This is a genomic window from Spirosoma oryzicola (genome assembly GCF_021233055.1).
GTDB lineage: Bacteria > Bacteroidota > Bacteroidia > Cytophagales > Spirosomataceae > Spirosoma > Spirosoma oryzicola.
Map to the genome: position 1 here is coordinate 1979588 of NZ_CP089538.1, position 17133 is coordinate 1996720.

14 protein-coding genes are annotated in these 17133 nt (G+C 51.2%); 5 read left to right on the forward strand and 9 right to left on the reverse strand.

Going from position 1 to position 17133, the window contains the following annotated elements; all coding sequences use genetic code 11:
* Window positions 1–88 precede the first annotated feature (88 nt).
* A complete protein-coding gene (locus LQ777_RS08035) occupies window positions 89–2623 on the reverse strand; it encodes a PIG-L family deacetylase (protein WP_232562002.1) in 2535 nt (844 codons plus the stop codon).
* 223 nt (window positions 2624–2846) lie between these two features.
* Here LQ777_RS08035 and LQ777_RS08040 point away from each other — a divergent pair, with 223 nt between their 5' ends.
* Both LQ777_RS08040 and LQ777_RS08045 read left to right on the forward strand, forming a co-directional pair.
* Window positions 2847–4727: a beta-N-acetylhexosaminidase gene (locus LQ777_RS08040; protein ID WP_232562003.1), complete on the forward strand. Its 1881-nt coding sequence runs from the start codon at window positions 2847–2849 to the stop codon at window positions 4725–4727.
* A gap of 448 nt (window positions 4728–5175) precedes the next feature.
* A complete protein-coding gene (locus tag LQ777_RS08045) occupies window positions 5176–7857 on the forward strand; it encodes a sodium-translocating pyrophosphatase (RefSeq protein ID WP_232562004.1) in 2682 nt (893 codons plus the stop codon).
* A gap of 100 nt (window positions 7858–7957) precedes the next feature.
* Here the strand turns inward: LQ777_RS08045 and LQ777_RS08050 are convergent, their stop codons facing one another.
* Both LQ777_RS08050 and LQ777_RS08055 read right to left on the reverse strand, forming a co-directional pair.
* Window positions 7958–8527 carry a 50S ribosomal protein L25/general stress protein Ctc gene (locus LQ777_RS08050; RefSeq protein ID WP_232562005.1) on the reverse strand — a complete coding sequence of 190 codons (570 nt, stop codon included), beginning with the start codon at window positions 8525–8527 and terminating at the stop codon, window positions 7958–7960.
* Between the two features lie 55 nt (window positions 8528–8582).
* Window positions 8583–9524 (reverse strand): ribose-phosphate pyrophosphokinase, encoded by a 942-nt coding sequence (locus tag LQ777_RS08055; protein WP_232562006.1) that lies wholly within the window; start codon window positions 9522–9524, stop codon window positions 8583–8585.
* Window positions 9525–9729: 205 nt separating this feature from the next.
* On the opposite strand from LQ777_RS08055, the gene LQ777_RS08060 reads away from it, so the two are divergent.
* From LQ777_RS08060 to LQ777_RS08070, 3 genes are read left to right on the forward strand one after another with little or no spacing between them, the layout of a single operon-like run.
* Window positions 9730–10887 carry an acyl-CoA dehydrogenase family protein gene (locus LQ777_RS08060; protein ID WP_232562007.1) on the forward strand — a complete coding sequence of 386 codons (1158 nt, stop codon included), beginning with the start codon at window positions 9730–9732 and terminating at the stop codon, window positions 10885–10887.
* Entirely contained in the window at window positions 10871–11632 is a 762-nt protein-coding gene (locus LQ777_RS08065) for a PIG-L deacetylase family protein (RefSeq protein ID WP_232562008.1), read from the forward strand. The genes LQ777_RS08060 and LQ777_RS08065 overlap by 17 nt, the downstream gene beginning before the upstream one ends.
* 44 nt (window positions 11633–11676) lie before the next feature.
* Complete coding sequence (locus LQ777_RS08070) at window positions 11677–12258, forward strand: class I SAM-dependent DNA methyltransferase (protein ID WP_232562009.1); 582 nt, start codon at window positions 11677–11679, stop codon at window positions 12256–12258.
* A 42-nt stretch (window positions 12259–12300) separates the two neighbouring features.
* On the opposite strand, the gene LQ777_RS08075 is transcribed toward LQ777_RS08070, so the two are convergent.
* The 6 genes from LQ777_RS08075 to LQ777_RS08100 form a co-directional block, all read right to left on the reverse strand.
* Window positions 12301–13467 carry a glycosyltransferase family 2 protein gene (locus LQ777_RS08075; protein WP_232562010.1) on the reverse strand — a complete coding sequence of 389 codons (1167 nt, stop codon included), beginning with the start codon at window positions 13465–13467 and terminating at the stop codon, window positions 12301–12303.
* 140 nt (window positions 13468–13607) lie between these two features.
* Window positions 13608–14183, reverse strand: a complete 576-nt coding sequence (locus tag LQ777_RS08080; RefSeq protein WP_232562011.1) for a phosphatase PAP2 family protein — start codon at window positions 14181–14183, stop codon at window positions 13608–13610.
* Between the two features lie 67 nt (window positions 14184–14250).
* Entirely contained in the window at window positions 14251–15165 is a 915-nt protein-coding gene (locus LQ777_RS08085) for a sugar phosphate isomerase/epimerase family protein (RefSeq protein ID WP_232562012.1), read from the reverse strand.
* A 121-nt stretch (window positions 15166–15286) separates the two neighbouring features.
* On the reverse strand, window positions 15287–15529 hold the full coding sequence (locus LQ777_RS08090; protein WP_232562013.1) for a response regulator transcription factor: 243 nt from the start codon (window positions 15527–15529) through the stop codon (window positions 15287–15289).
* Window positions 15530–15845: 316 nt separating this feature from the next.
* Entirely contained in the window at window positions 15846–16040 is a 195-nt protein-coding gene (locus LQ777_RS08095) for a hypothetical protein (protein ID WP_232562014.1), read from the reverse strand.
* Between the two features lie 139 nt (window positions 16041–16179).
* On the reverse strand, window positions 16180–17037 hold the full coding sequence (locus LQ777_RS08100) for a dienelactone hydrolase family protein (protein WP_232562015.1): 858 nt from the start codon (window positions 17035–17037) through the stop codon (window positions 16180–16182).
* Window positions 17038–17133 lie beyond the last annotated feature (96 nt).

Genomic DNA, 17133 nt, shown 5'->3' on the forward strand with positions numbered 1-17133 from the left:
TATGTCGTAGGTGTCGGTTTTAAGAAACCGACATCACGAAGCCAGACGGTGGTGTCGGTTTCTTAAAACCGACACCACCAACTTTCTGCTACTTACCTACCGAAATCATATTGGCAAAGAGCCGGTACGCACCCGGTACGCCAGCGGGCAATTCGCGGAAGAAGACGAGACCCGTATACATAAAGCTTCCTTTGCCGTATTTGGCGTAGATCAGGCTACCTTGTTTGGCTGCTTCGTTCTGATCGTGCGACGAGAAAATCGGTTCGTAGGCTTTGTCCCAGTCCTGGGCAAAGTAGATGCCGCGTTCCTGAATCCAGCCAGCAAAGTCGTTCTGCGTGATTTTATTCGGGTAGTTGAGCAACCGATGCTGCGGATTGATAAACTCAACCGGCGCGTCTTCTTCGGTTACGCGCTCGTTGACCACTTTGAACGGGTAGGGGCCGAGTTGATTTACTTTCAACCCGTTCTGAAGGATACCTGAACCGCCGGGTGTCACGTACTGTACGATCATCGTCCCACCGTTTTTCACGTAGTCCATCAAATTAGCCTGGTAGTTGGCGAGGTAATCATTGATGTTGTAGGCTCTGATACCGACTACAATAGCATCGTAGGCCGACAGGTTTCGGCTAAGTTCGGTAGGACCAAGAATCGTGACGCGACAACCCATCTGTTGTAAGGCCGCCGGAACTTCGTCGCCCGCGCCAACAATGTAACCAATATTCTTGGCGGTTACTTTTACGTCGAGTTTCACCACTTTCGCTTCGGCAGGTGGGAACAAGGTTTGCGTGGGAATGTGCTTGTAGGCAATTACGCGAAGCCCCGTGGTAAACGTGCTGTTGGCCTGACCTGATCCGCTCGTCGTCATGACGGCCTGCAATTTACCGGTCTGTGCCTGAGCCGTTGGTGTAACGGTGAACGTGATGCGCTGTTCACTGCCTTTTCGGTCCAGCGCAAACGGCTGCGACGCCGGTTCAACTCGCCAGCCAGCCGGGGCTTCCAACTTCACCGTTCCTGATACGTTGGCCCGACCCGCGCGTAGCACTAATTCCGCCGTTTTTGGCGTGTCGTCCGAGAAGGCATACACGCGCTCGGCCAGATTGGCGGTAACAGCTGGTTGAATGATAAAAGGTCGGTAAATCTCCCCGTCAACCGGGTCCGTCGATTTGTAGACGACGGGACGGGTAAACGTGAATTGTTGCCCGCTGATGTCGAACGTGTAGGTGGTCGAGATAGCCGGCGGATTTTCGGGTAAGCCAATCAACTGCTGATTATCGACCTGAAATACACCCTTGACAATCGGTTTTTCGAGCCAGTATGGCTGCGAAATCTTTTGGTTTTGTGGAATGGTAACGGGCGTGGACAGCACAACAACGTCGTTTGGTTTGAGCGGCACGTTCAGGGTTGTGTCCTTGCCAACCGAATACCGTACATTCAGCAACGTAACCGCAGCATCGGCCCGGTTAACAACGTTGGTCGTAAGCCGAATTGTTTCTCCGGGGGTAGCGGCATAGTCAACGGGATTGGTCTCAAACCACAAGCCCAGACATTGCCGGATCAGTTGCTCAACTTCCTGACGCTTGGCCTTGACGTAAATATTCGCCGTATCTAGCTTGCTGATCGCACCGTACAGTTGCACCAGCGCGGGTACGGACGCTTCCGGCTGGTCGGGTTTAAATCCGGCAATAACCTGGTTGACCTGCCCTTGCACGGCCTCGCTTTTGGGAACACGTTTCCAGCTGATATCCACACCGTCGAGTGGATCTTTTTCAACGGGGCTTCCGCCTTTCAGCAACAGATAGTCGATCCGCGCATTTCGATTAGCGGCCACGCCAAAACCCTGACTTTTATGCTGACTCCGGCTTTCGGCGGCAATTTCGCCGTACGATTTGCCGAGTAATGGATTGTATAAGCCCGTTTCAATACCAATCAGGTTGCCGGCTTCGTCGGGTTTTTTGTTGCTCATGAACGCTCCCGGAATAAAGACGTTCCAAAGAATGCGCTTTGCCTGCCAGGGTTTTACGTACGCTAACTGTTCGGGGAACTTGGTCGGATCGTTGGCGATTTTAAAGCCTTCTTCGGCCAGAAAGCCCGATGCGCTGTGGTGACCGTGACCCGCGCGCGAATCGGGCGGAAAACGGGTGATGATAACGTCGGGTTGATACTTACGAATCATCCAGACTACATCGGCTAGGACCTTTTCCTGACCCCAGGTCCGAACAGCTTCGTCTGTTGACTTCGAGAAGCCAAAATCGTAAGCCCGGCTGAAAAACTGGTCGGGACCATCGACGCGTCGGGCAGCCAACAATTCCTGGGTACGGATGACACCGATGTTTTCGCCCTGTTCGGGGCCGATCAGATTTTGTCCGCCGTCGCCCCGTGTCAACGACAGATACCCCGTGCGGACAAGCCGGTCTTTCGCCAGATAAGCCAGCAGCAGCGTATTCTCATCGTCGGGGTGGGCGGCTATGTATAAGGCCGAACCCAGAACGTTCAGCTTTTTCAGGTTTGACAAAATTTCGCCGGGGGGCGTCGGCTTGATGGGGCCGTACGGAACCTGGGCGATGAGCGTCGAGCTAAGCGAAAGAGCAAGAGTAAATGCGGGTAGAAATTTACGTAGCGACACAGTACAGAAGCGGATTATAGGCTAGTCGCCAAATTTACACCTTGTCTGCGATTTTTAAGTTGATCTATTTTAGGCTTTTGTTTCACTAATTGATGTTACGGAGGACTTGCTTCCCGTTTTGGGCTTGTCTGCGAGAAAGAGAGGTTTAACAATGTGCCAATGTTGGGATCATTGAGACCGCGTCGTAACTTGCTTTCCATTCTAATCACTAACTAGTTTCAGCATGAAAATACGTATCGCTGGTGTTCTGCTCCTGATTACAGGCATGACCGTTGCGAATGCTCAGCAGCCCATTAACCTTATTCCGCAACCGGTTGACGTACAGCCGCAGCGGGGTACTTTTACGCTTACCAAGACGGCCACAATCGGCTACGACCAGCCTAAAGCGCAGGCTGCCGCTGATATGATGGCGCAAAAACTGAATGCACCGACGGGATTTGGCTTAAGACCGAAAGCCGGTACAAAAGCCAGTATTCAGTTTGATCTAAACGAAACGCCCAACCCGAAATTGGGCAAGGAAGGATACACGCTCGACGCGTCTTCTAAGGGCATTACGATTACGGCCAATGAGCCAGCAGGTTTATTTTACGGCATGCAGTCGTTGCTCCAGTTGCTGCCGAAAGAAATCGAAAGCAAGACACCGGCCCAATCCTCGTGGACCATCCCTGCCGTTCGTATTACGGATTACCCGCGTTTTGGCTGGCGGGGTATTATGCTCGATGTGAGCCGACATTTCTTTCCAAAAGACGATGTGAAGCGTTACATTGACGAGTTGGCCCGGCTTAAGTTTAACACCTTCCACTGGCATTTGACCGACGACCAGGGCTGGCGGATTGAAATAAAATCGCTACCTAAGCTTACCGAAGTAGGGGCTTGGCGGGTACAGCGGGCCGGTCATTTCGGCAACCGACTCGATCCTAAACCCGGCGAAGCCGCTTCGTACGGTGGATTTTATACCCAGAATGACATCAAAGAAATCATTAAATACGCCCAAGACCGCAACGTCACAATTGTTCCGGAGATTGATGTGCCTGGTCACAGTATGGCAGCGCTGGCGGCTTACCCCGAACTGAGTTGCACCAAAACGCCTGTTTCCGTAGATCCGGGTACCGCGTTCTCGGAATGGTACGGCAATGGCACGTTCAAGATGCTGGTCGAAAATACGCTTAACCCCTCCGATGAGAAAGTGTATGAATTTCTGGACAAGGTTTTTACGGAGGTAGCGGCTCTTTTCCCGAATCAGTACATCCACGTCGGCGGAGACGAGTGTTACAAAGGGTATTGGGCGCAGGACCCTGGCTGTCAGGCGTTGATGAAGCAACTGAATATCCGGCACGTCGAGGATTTGCAGGGGTATTTCATGAACCGCGTCGAGAAAATCCTCAAAGCGAAAGGCAAAAAGCTGCTGGGCTGGGACGAAATCCTGGAAGGCGGTATTTCGCCGGAAGCGACTGTGATGAGCTGGCGGGGGATTAAAGGCGGTATCGAAGCGGCCCATCTGGGACATGATGTGGTGATGACGCCTACCACGTTTGCCTACCTGGATTATCAGCAGGGCGACAATGATCCGCCCATCTACGCGACTTTGCGCACTAAGAAAAGCTACAGCTTCGAACCGGTTCCGGACGGGGTTGACGCGAAGTACATCCTGGGTGGTCAGGCCAATCTGTGGACTGAGCAGATTCCTACGCTCCGCTATGCCGAATACATGACCTATCCGCGCGGTTGGGCCTTGGCCGATGTGTACTGGTCGCCGAAAGAAACGAAAAACTGGGAGAAGTTCGTCCCACGGATGGAAGCCCACTTCGACCGGGCCGATATTGCGCAGGTCAATTATTCCCGTGCCGTTTATGACGCCATCGTCCGGACAAGCATGAAAAATGGCAAGCTCACGCTGACCTTGGAAAGCGAAGTACCCAATCTGGATATCTACTACAGCATCGACGACACCATGCCCGACGCGTTTTCGACGAAATACAGCCAACCGGTCGAACTGCCCGATGGCCCTATTACGCTTCGGGTGATTACGTACCGCGCTGGAAAACCAATCGGCCATTTGATCGTTCTGTCGCGGGATGCCTTGCAGAAGCGGGCAGGACGCTAGTTCGCTCACTAATCCATTATAGCGTTTAATACCTCTGAATAGAAAGAGAAGAGGCCACTGCTTAACGTCAACCGTTGTTGTCGTTGAGCAGTGGCCTCTATCTTTTTATAAGCAAGTCAATCACTTTTTACCTGTTCCGTACAGCGCGCTACCCTCAACCGACAATCTGGTTTGAATCTACTTACTATCCCTAGTTCACCAACAGCAGGGAAAACCAAGGGTAGCCAGGCGGCACAAGCCCGAAAATGATTTAGTGTAATCGATAGCCTAAGCCTATTCATTCAGGGTGGCTCACTACGGACGATTACCAGTTATTGTTCGTTCTTCCTCGAATAAAACCAAAAATACTTAAAAAAAGTCAAGATCAACGATTGTTGTGTAAGGGCAAATTCTATATTTGTGCGCATTCCTATTTCTAAATCCATTCTTTAACTTATTAGCTAATCGCATGAATTACAGTGTCTATCTAGTCCCTGTGCTGGGTATCATTGGCCTTTTGCTAATGTATACCAAATTTATGTGGGTATCACGGCAGGATGCCGGCGATGCCCGGATGCAGGAAATTGCCAATTACATCGCAAATGGGGCGCTGGCCTTCCTTAAAGCCGAATGGCGAGTGCTTACCTATTTTGGTATTATCGTCGCCATCCTGCTGGCGTATTCAGGAACATTAGTTGAGAATTCCAGTCCCCTTATCGGTTTATCGTTTGTGCTTGGGGCTTTCCTTTCCGCACTGGCTGGCTATATCGGTATGACCATCGCCACGAAGGCGAACGTTCGGACGGCCCACGCGGCTCGTACCAGTCTTACCCGTGCGCTGGAAGTGTCGTTTACGGGTGGTTCCGTGATGGGTATTGGTGTGGCAGGTCTGGCCGTGCTGGGGCTTGGCGGTTTATTCATTGTATTGTATAACCTATACGTTGGCCCGACGGGTGATGTAAACGGCTTGCCGATGGAGAAAACCCTCGAAGTGCTGGCTGGCTTCTCGCTCGGTGCCGAATCCATTGCCTTATTTGCGCGCGTAGGCGGAGGGATTTATACAAAAGCTGCCGACGTAGGTGCCGATCTCGTCGGTAAAGTAGAAGCCGGGATTCCCGAAGATGACCCCCGCAATCCGGCTACCATTGCCGATAACGTCGGCGATAATGTGGGGGATGTCGCGGGTATGGGTGCGGATTTGTTTGGCTCGTACGTGGCTACCATTCTGGCGACGATGGTACTTGGTCGGGAAATCGAGATACCTGCCGACGCTAATATTTACGGTCATGCACCAATTGTGTTGCCAATGGTTATTGCGGGTCTTGGTCTGATCTTCTCCATCATTGCTACCTATTTTGTGCGGGTAAAAGACGATACGGGCAACGTGCAGGGAGCGCTGAACTTTGGCAACTGGGCGTCCATTGTTCTCACATTGATTGCTTCCTACTTTCTGGTGAGAAGCTACCTGCCGGACGTTGCCATGGAAATTCGGGGTGTTGAGTTTACCCGGATGGATGTGTTTTACGCTATTGTCACGGGTCTGGTTGTTGGGGCATTAATGTCCATCATTACGGAGTATTACACAGCAATGGGCCGTCGTCCGGTATTGTCCATTATCCGCCAGTCCGCGACGGGAGCCGCAACGAATATCATTGGTGGCTTGTCAGTGGGAATGGAGTCAACAGTGTTACCTATTCTCGTATTGGCCGCTGGTATTTATCTGTCCTACAGCTTTGCCGGTCTGTATGGGGTGGCTATTTCGGCGGCTGGCATGATGGCTACCACCGCCATGCAACTGGCGATCGATGCCTTTGGACCAATTGCTGACAATGCCGGTGGTATCGCCGAAATGAGCTACCTACCCGAAGAGGTTCGGGGCCGTACCGACATTCTAGATGCCGTAGGTAATACCACGGCTGCTACCGGTAAAGGCTTTGCCATTGCTTCTGCTGCCCTAACCGCGCTGGCTTTGTTTGCTGCCTTTGTAGGTATATCCGGCATTTCGACCATCGACATTTACAAGGCCAATGTACTGGCAGGTCTGTTTGTTGGCGCCATGATTCCGTTTATTTTTTCTTCGCTGGCGATTGCGGCTGTTGGTCGCGCTGCCATGAAGATGGTAGAAGAAGTTCGTCGCCAATTCCGCGAAATTCCCGGTATTCTGGAAGGAACGGGTAAACCTGAGTACGACAAATGCGTCGCTATCTCTACCCAGGCGTCCATTCGGGAGATGATATTGCCCGGCGCTATTGCCTTATCGGTTCCCGTAATCGTCGGGTTCACTTTTGGACCGGAAGTACTGGGTGGCCTACTGGCAGGTGTGACGGTTTCGGGCGTGCTGATGGGTATTTTTATGAACAATGCCGGGGGAGCCTGGGATAACGCTAAAAAATCGTTCGAGAAGGGGGTTCTGATCAATGGGGAAACGTATTACAAAAAATCGGAACCGCACAAGGCGTCTGTAACGGGCGATACGGTCGGTGACCCCTTCAAAGATACCTCCGGCCCATCGATGAACATCCTGATTAAGCTCATGTCTATCGTGTCGCTGGTTATCGCTCCCTACATCGCCGTGCCAAGCAGCGAGTCGGGAGAAGTCGAAGTTGATGAGGTAGACGAAGTAGTTATGACCATGCCTGATGAAGCGGACGTACCGGAAGGAATGGCCGAGTCGGACCCGACGGCGGCTAATCTGGGCGCTTTCCGAAAACAGAAACTGACTAGTGGCGTTGAGTTGAACATCCCCGAAAATGGAATCGAGAATAATCTGCTGCGGTTTATCAGCAGTGAAAATCCGGTTGACAAAACAACCTGGTTCGACTTTGACCGCCTGTTGTTCGAAACCGGGAAGGCAACATTGAAGCCAGCGTCGCAGGAGCAGCTAAAAAACATCAGCGAAATTTTGAAGGCGTACCCAGCGGTGAACGTAAAATTGGGCGGCTATACCGACAACACGGGCAATGCGGCTAACAACCTGAAACTCTCACAGGACCGGGCTAATTCTGTACGGGTTGCGTTGGAGAAACTGGGTATTGACAAAGACCGGCTGGAAGCAGAAGGCTATGGTCAGGCGCATCCGGTAGCTTCCAATGAAACAAAGGAAGGACGTGCTCAGAACAGGCGCATTTCAATCCGGGTAACGAAAAAATAGTGCCGACTGAATGATAGTGAGACAAAAAAGCCCTTCCTGTTTCTCCAGGAAGGGCTTTTCGCATCTATTAGTGTACTGGTACTCGCCAATAAAGGCGGTATTATTTGGCCGAAACCTGACCACGCAGTGCACGTGGGATTTCAATGCTGGCTACTGGGTTCGATGCTTGCTCGAGCAGCTCAATATTGCTAACCGGGATCTGTCCAACACGAACCGATTTGCCCAGGTCAAGACCAGAAACGTCAACGTCAATAAAGTCAGGGATGTTTTCAACCGTACCTTTTACGCGCAGTTTCCGAACGCGGGTTACCAGTTTACCCCCTTTTTGTACACCCGGAGCCGATCCAACCAGACGAACAGGCACCGCAATTTTAACGGGCTTGCCATCGGCTACCAGCAGGAAGTCTGCGTGCAGCAGCGAATCGCTAACTGGGTGGAACTGGGCTTCCTGAAGAATAGCCCGGTACTCAGCACCTTCGATATTCAGCGCTACTTCGTACACATTAGGCGTATACAGCAGGTCACGGAACAGGATAGCTGGTGCATAGAAATGCACTTGGTCCTGACCACCGTATAATACGCACGGAACATTGCCCTCGGCCCGAATCGCTTGTGATTCCGTGCGGCCGAGATTCGCTCGTTGATACCCTACAATCTCGATTTTTTTCATATCTGTAAATTAATTAAACGCATGAATGATAGATTGGGCCTTACATGGCTGTCTATCAATTTCTTATAAACAATGAACTAATAGATTCGTGATCCCGAATGCGACCGATTGCTTTCGCAAATAGCTCGGCGACCGATAGGACTCTGATTTTTTCGTTTGGCTGCTGCATCGGTAAGGTGTCAGCAACAACCAGTTCTTCCAGCACCGAATTAGAAATATTCTCGTGTGCTTTGCCCGACATAATGGGGTGCGTACAAATCGCCCGTACCGAAGCCGCTCCTTTATCCATGATAATCTGAGCCGCTTTGGCCATCGTTCCGCCCGTATCGATCAAATCGTCAACGAGGACTACGTTGGCTCCTTCAACGTCCCCGATTACCTGCATCGAGGCAATTTCATTCGCCCGCTTCCGGTGTTTATCGCAGAGCACGATGTCCGCGTTGAAATGCTTCGCGAACGTCCTGGCGCGGTTAGCACCACCAACGTCGGGTGAAGCAACGACCAGATTCTCTAAATTCAGACTTTTGATGTACGGAACGAATACCGAGGTTCCTTCCAGATGATCGACCGGGAAGTCAAAGAAACCCTGTATCTGTCCGGCGTGTAAATCAATGGTCATCAGCCGATCCGCGCCCGATGCTGCCAGCATGTTGGCCACCAGCTTAGCAGCAATGGCTACGCGTGGTTTGTCTTTTCGGTCCTGACGGGCGTAGCCGAAATACGGAATGACAACGGTAACGTAGTGCGCCGAGGCCCGACGGGCAGCATCAACCATCAGCAACAATTCCATCAGATTGTCGCCGGGAGGGGGTGTCGACTGAATCAAAAATACGTCGCAGCCCCGAACGGATTCTTCAAAGCTAGGCGACATTTCACCGTCGCTGAATCGCCGACACGTGTAGCCACCTAAGTCTTTACCGTAATAATGCGCGATTTTTTCGGCTAAGTAGATGGATTGGGTTCCTGAAAAAATCTTAACCGGATTGAACGAAGCCATTGGTACCTGACAAATTTCCCGCAAAGGTACGAAAAAAATACCCAGCTGGCACTGCGTTTTCTGAGTTTATTCAAATCGACTGAAAATCAGTTGTTGTGATTTGTTAGAACCTGTTAATAAGTAACGGGATGTAGAAAGGTGTTTAGACAAACAATTTACGTCAAACAACGGGTTGTCGGGTGAACTCTACTACTTATCAATATATATGACTATAAACCCTGTGTTATCACAGAAGTCATGGCTGTCTGATCCGTTCAAGATGAATCGGTTAATCGACCGGATTGCCGGTGATGCTGCTCATACGGACAACGAAGCCATTTTTCCGGAGAAGGCTTTCGACTGGTTATCCGAAGCTGGACTATTAGCTGTAACCGTAGCTGGTGGTGAACTGGACAATCGCTTACCCACGACCGAACGGCTCCTGAATCTATTAAAGCGGGTTGGTACGGGCAATCTGGCGGTGGGGCGAATCTACGAAGGCCATGTGAACGCCTTACAACTCATTGCCTTGTACGCCAAGCCTGATCAGGAACACCGTTGGTACAATGACGTGCAAGTGCATAACCACTTGTTTAGCGTCTGGAATACACAGGCGAACGACGGTGTCCGCATTCACGCGTTGGGCAATGGTCGGTATCGTCTGGAGGGATCAAAAACGTTCTGTTCGGGTGCTGGCTGGATTCATCGACCACTGGTGACGGGTGAGTTGATTGGTGCCCAAAAGCAAGGATGGCAGATGTGTATTATACCCACCGAATCCGTCAAACCAATCGCCCAGGATAAGCGGTTCTGGCAGCCGTTAGGTATGCGTTCCTCTGTTAGTTACAAACTAGATTTTACCGGAGTCGAGATTGATGAAGCGGATTTGCTGGGGCAACCCGGTGACTACTTCCGGCAGCCGTATTTTAGTGGGGGGGCGATTCGGTTTGCCGCTGTGCAGTTGGGTGGAGCAGAGGCTTTGTTTAATGAAACACGGGCTTTTCTGGCGTCGATGAATCGGATTGACGATCCAATGCAAAAGGCCCGGCTGGCTGAAATGGCTTATTTGCTTGAATCCGGTAATCAATGGATTGCGACGGCTGGATCAAAAAACGACGAATGGTTGGGCCGAGGTGGAGAAATAGACAAAATTGTTGCCTACGCCAACATGACCCGAACGGCTATTGAAGAAATCTGTTTGCGGATGATGGCGCTGGCTGAACGATGTGTAGGAGCACGGGGACTTATGGGGCCTCTTCCGTTCGAGCGGATTCACCGCGACCTGACGTTTTATCTTCGCCAGCCCGCTCCCGATGCTACGCTGGCTGACATTGGCCGTTACGTGCTCACCAATCAAACCAAAGCGCATGACCTCTGGCATTGATAAAGCGCATCTTTTGGAAGACCTTGCTGTCTCGATTGATCCTCAGGACCTGAGTCGTATCGGACGTACGCTGGTCATTGCCCCGCATCCCGACGACGAATCGTTAGGATGTGGTGGTACGATTGCCCTTTTGCGGGAACAGGGCTATAGCGTGCACGTGCTATTTGTGAGTGATGGAACGCTGTCGCACCCTAATTCGCCCAGCTACCCCGCTGAGCGGCTGCGTCAGTTGCGTGAATCAGAAGCACTGGAAGCCCTCCGTATTCTGAACGTGTCACCCGACAACTGTACATTCATGCGACAGAAAGACAGGCAGGTTGCGACACCGGATCGGGCAGGCTTCGACGATGCCGTCCATTTTATGCATACGCTGCTGTTGGATGTTGACCCGCAAACCGTACTGGTACCCTGGCGTCGCGACCCCCATCCAGACCATCGGGCTTCCTGGCAAATTCTGACGGGGGCGATTGCCCGGCTTCCGAATCGTCCGCGCGTGCTGGAATACCTGATCTGGTTGTGGGAGTTAGGCCATGACCGTGACATGCCTGGACCGAACGAAATGCAGGTGTGGCGTATGCCCATTCTGTCGGTTATGGACCAACGCAATCAGGCTATTGCGGCTCATCGCTCGCAGGTGACCCGATTGATCAACGACGATCCGACGGCTTTCTATCTGTCGCCGGAGTTACTTACGCATTTCGAAGCACCGCGTGAGTTATTTCTGGAGGAAAAGAAAAAAGCTTAACGAACGAACTACCAATCCCTAATTCGAACCTTTCTATTACAGTCATGCAAAGTTTGCCAACTACCTATTTCGACGATGTTTACCGGGCTAACAGCGATCCCTGGGCGTTTGAAACAAGTCCTTACGAGAAGGCCAAGTACGAAGCAACCGTAGCCGCTTTACCGAACGATCGTTATGAAAATGCGTTCGAGATAGGCTGTTCCATCGGAGTCCTGAGTGCACTGCTGGCGCAGCGGTGCGAAAAACTGCTTTCGGTAGATGCCAGTGAATTGCCGCTTGAAGCCGCCCGTCAGCGGTTAGCGCCTTATCTAAACATCGCTGTTCGTCAAATGAGTATACCTAACGACTTCCCGGATGGCCATTTCGATCTCATCGTGATGTCTGAAGTCGGGTATTATCTGGTGATCGACGACTTAAAACGAGCGCGGCAATTGATGGTTGATCACCTCGATACGAACGGGCATTTACTGCTTGTTCACTGGACACCTTTTGTGCATGACTATCCGCTGACGGGCGATCAGGTTCACGAGCATTTTCTCGAAATTGCGGGTGAAGGAAAATCGCTAACCCATCTGCTGGGTCAGCGGACAGACAAATACCGGATGGATCTTTTTGTCAAGCGATGAGCGGAATGGAGGGCAGTTGATGAATCAACTGCCGAGTCATTTTTACGCATCGATATAAGGCCGAAGAAATGTGCGCAGGTCCTGAATAGCCGTTGTTATCGGGACCAGCTGCCAGCAGGCTGACCACTGCCCCTGCTGCATTTTGGCTTCTACCTTTTCCCAAAGCTGTCCAAAGAATGGGTTCATTTTTAGCTCGATCTTAAGCCACTGATCGTCAATGCATAGTTCCTGAGCAATCGGGGTCAGGTCGTTTAGCCCCGTTGCCTGACTGCGGTTATGCCAGTAAGCACGTAGTTTTTGCCGATTTCGAAATTTAAGAATAAGGGCTGCGGGTGGTTCTACCAGTTGGTCTTTGCCGGAATGATCGAGATTCGCCCAAAAGCGCAACTGCTCCGAAAAGCCTATGTCTACCCGTCCGTCCGTGCGCGTTGAGGTAAACACTTTCACGTGCGGGCTTTGTCGAACCTTGGCGTCCATCCGCAGGAGCGCTTTATAAAACGCTTCATCTTCCAAGTACGGCTTTTCGGGCAGGCGACCCGCCTGGTCATACACGCGACAGGTGACGGCAATGCTGGCTCCAAAATGCTGAAAATGCCGGGGCCACGGGTCGTTCGACGATGGATCGAGAATCGCTTCGGCTCTGGCGACCAATGTCCGGTACATCACGTTGCGCAAGTGATAGAGCCGCACCAAACTCTGTTCAGGATGGGTCAGAATGCGTCCGCCAACGGCATCGTTACCCTTGGCGATTTCCTGCATGATGTAATAAACCCAGTGCTTGTCAACGACCGTATCGCCATCCGTCGAGGCAATAATCCCGTTTGAACTTCCGGAGATTGTCAGTCTTCGGTACGCTTCATCCATCAGGAGTCGGCGAACCGTACCAATATTGGCTTTTGTGGCTGGCAGATGAATTTCGGAAATATGCAGGGGAAAGTCAGAATACGTTTGCTGGTACTGACGAGCCACTTTGTAAGAATGATCAGTGCAGTTATTAACCAGTAACAAAACTTCGTAAGTAGCCGGATCGAGCGGATTGCCCGCGCTGTCCTGTTGATTTCGAAGTGCATCCAGCGTATGGGTAAGGTGGTGTGCTTCGTTGCGAGCCGGAACAATTACACTTAGTTGCAGCAGTGTAGAAGGGGGAGCCGGGAACAAAAATGGATTTACAGACGGATCAGTCAGTACTTCGTCAACTGCGGTTTGCATAAAGTAGTGTATGCCCTAATGGCTTGTTACGTCGTCAGGGTACGGGGCAAACCGGCTGTTATATATGATTGTTGGCTTACTTAATGGATGTTTAATCGATAAGTAAAGAATCTTTTACAACGGTTCAAACGGCTGCTGTCCTAAACAGCCTTTCGATTGGCGGATCGCGCTTGTAGTGAGCGAAGTGTGGTTACGCAAAGCGTTGCTGCCAGCACGCCAATGCCCGCTCCGGCTAACACGTCGAGTGGATAATGAGCCGCTACATAAATACGACTGTATGAGACAAAAACTGCCCAAAGAAAGACCCACTTGGCCCAAGGATACTGCTGCCCAACGAGCAGCCAGAGACCCGTTGCCAGCGCGAAGGTATTGGCGGCATGAGATGAGGCAAAGCCGTAAGGACCACCACATTCCATCACGGGGTGAATCAGTTTCTGCAACGCCGGAACGTGACAGGGTCGTAACCGAAGGGTGAGCGGTTTGAGCAGGGCCGATGACGTCTGATCGCTGATGGCTACCGCTGCGGCTAGGGTCAACACCATCCAGAGGGCCTGTTTGCGATAACGAAATATGAGCCATCCGATAAGTAGCGCGTAGAACGGAAACCAGGTATTTCGCTCGGTAGCGAAAATCATGACCGGATCAAGCCAGGATGCGTACAGGCTGTTGAGCCACAAAAAAAGTGCGGTATCTACTTGATTGATTGCGTCGCGCAAGGAACGAAAAATTTATAGCGTTCGGTTTACGGCTGACTTCAACAACCGTAAACCGTTACACTCGATCTTACAAAACCAAAAATTGACTCAGGTAATTGCGGGCCGTTAGAATAGCCGTGCGTACGTCTTCGGCGCTACCTTCATACGCTTTGTCTTCAACCTCAATGCAAACCGGACCCCGGTAGCGTACATCAGTCAGCGCGGCAAAGAAGTTACGCCAGCGCACATCGCCCAGACCCGGCAGCTTTGGTGAATGGTATTCCAGAGGGTTTGCCATAATACCCACCCGGTCTAATTTGTCGCGGTACAGCTTCACGTCTTTCAGGTGAATGTGATGCAGTCGGTCGCGGTAGTCGTAGATGGGTTTTACTTCGTCCATGATCTGCCAGATCAAGTGGCTCGGATCGTAGTTCAGTCCTAACGCGCGGGAGGGAATGATGTCAAACAGCCGATCCCAGATAGCCGGAGTCGTTGCCAGGTTTTTACCGCCCGGCCATTCGTCATCCGTAAACCACATGGGACAGTTTTCAATACCGATTTTGACGTTGTTTTCTTCGGCCACCTTGACAATAGCGGGCCAGTGCTCAGCATACAGTTTCAGGTTGTCTGCTACGCTCAATAATGGGTTGCGCCCAATAAACGTGTTGACAACGGGAATACCCAGCTTGGCGGCTGCCCGGATAATTTTCTTGATGTGTTCGCGGTAGAATTCAGCCTGCTCCGGATTCGGATCAAGGGGGTTCGGATAATAACCCAGGCCAGAAATGGAAACGCCGTGCTGCTGCGTTAGGTGGTGAACCTGCTCGACGTTCAGATGATCTACGTCAATGTGGGTCACGCCCGCGTACCGACGTGCATCAGCGTTGCCGCTTGGCCAGCACATCACTTCGACGCATTTGAAATTGTGTTCAGCGGCAAATTTCAGGACACTATTCAAATCATAATCGGCCAGAATCGCCGATACAAAACCAAGGTTGAGCATGAGAAAAGATCGTAAGGAAACAGCCGCTAAGATAGGCGATTGTCGGGATAGTAGCTGAACCTATCGTCCGACAATCGCTTCCTGAACGGCTTCGTTGTTGCTCAACCCGCATGGCTAATTCCTACAATACGACCAGTCCGGCCTTTACAGCCCACAGGGCCAGGCCAACCCGGCTTTTCACTTCCAAACGCTCGAAGAGAGCCTCCCGGTAACCGTCAACGGTGCGCGGGCTGACATGCATACGATCCGCAATCTGAACATAGGTCAACTCTGAACAGGCTAGCTGAAGAAAGTGCAGTTCACGATGGTTCATTTTAGGCAAACCGGGGTTCTTACCCGGAAAGGAAGATTGAGAAGATGTCATACAAGGGTGTGATTTGGCTGCTACTTGTATCGATGGATAACTGACTGTAAGTTAGGGTATTCGATTGCTCAGCGCAATATGAAGTGAGTTAACGGTAGTATAGATTAAACGCAATAATGGTACTTTGTAGATATGTTGTAGGTTTATAAAAAAACCAGCAATAAGCGGTCCGTTCGTAACTACGAATAGCGTGCTGAAAGGACAAACTGGTTTAACCGGCGAACGGAATTATGAACGGCAAAAAGACAGATATACCAATAAAAAAAAGACCCGCCTTGCAGCGGGTCTTTTCTCAGAAATTATAGACTGGATTCAATTATTTGATTGAATCTCTTTTGGTCGTGTCAGTCGCCATCGTTGAATCACTTGACATAGTCGAAGTCGAATCCGAAGACATCGTAGACGTTGAATCCGTTACCGTTGCCGATGTAGAAGTCGTTTCGGTTTTGGTGCTCGAGCAAGCGGTAGCCAGCGTCATCAGCGAAAGCAGGAAAAATGCAGTTTTAGCCATGAGTATGATACGTTTAGACAAATTCATTGTTTTCAGCCTATTAATCCGATTGTAAAAGAAAAGTAACCCAATCTTTTACAGAATTTTTCGACTATCTGACGCAAGTAGCCGATACACGATCAAAGGATAAACTATTTGTCTACACTAATTTGTCTTTTAGGAACTTTATCGTTCGCCCCCAGGCCAATTTAGCGGCTGCTTCATTGTAGCGGGTAGGGGCGGTGTCATTGTTGAAAGCATGTTGAGCACCTTCGTACACGTACAACTCATACGGTACACGCGCTTTTTTTAAAGCTTCTTCGTATGCGGGTATTCCGGCATTGATGCGTTCGTCAAGACCGCCATAATGCAGTTGTACCGCTGCCTTGATCTTGGGAACGTCCGCTGCTTCGGGCTGACGACCGTAGAAGGGCACAGCCGCTTTCAGGTCCGGGTCGTGGACAGCCAGTTGATTCGCCATAGCGCCACCCCAGCAGAACCCGACTGCACCGAGTTTGCCCGTACTGTCTGGTCGGGATTTCAGGTAATCGAGGGCTTTGACAAAGTTTTCGCGCGTTTTCTGAGCGTCCAGTTTGCCAAATAACTCACGAACCTGTGCTTCATCGGTGGGCGTTCCTCCTGCGCCAGAAAGCGCATCGGGAGCCAGCGCGAGGAATCCGGCCAAAGCCATCCGACGCGTGACATCTTCAATATGCGGATTTAACCCCCGGTTCTCGTGAATAACGACGACAGCCGGATACTTGCCTGCCGCAGCCGGTCGAGCCAGATACCCTTTCATGGTCGTATCGGAACCCGGAAACGTAACCGATTCTGCTTTGATGCGGTCATCCTGTCGGGTTATCGTTTCGGCATGGGCGTAGTTAATTTCCAATAGGGGTAAGGTCGCGAGAGCGGAGGCCATACTACCCGTCAGCTTGGCGAGTCGTTTGAGGAAGTCGTCACGTTTGAGAGGCTTGTGCGTGTATTCGTCGAAAAGATTGATAATCCGCTGATCCATGAGTAGTTAGTTTTGGGCTTGTTCCGTAAAGCTCACCAATGGCCCCGTAAAACACAAATTCCCGACGGTGGATAATCCCGGTGATGAATGGGTGTA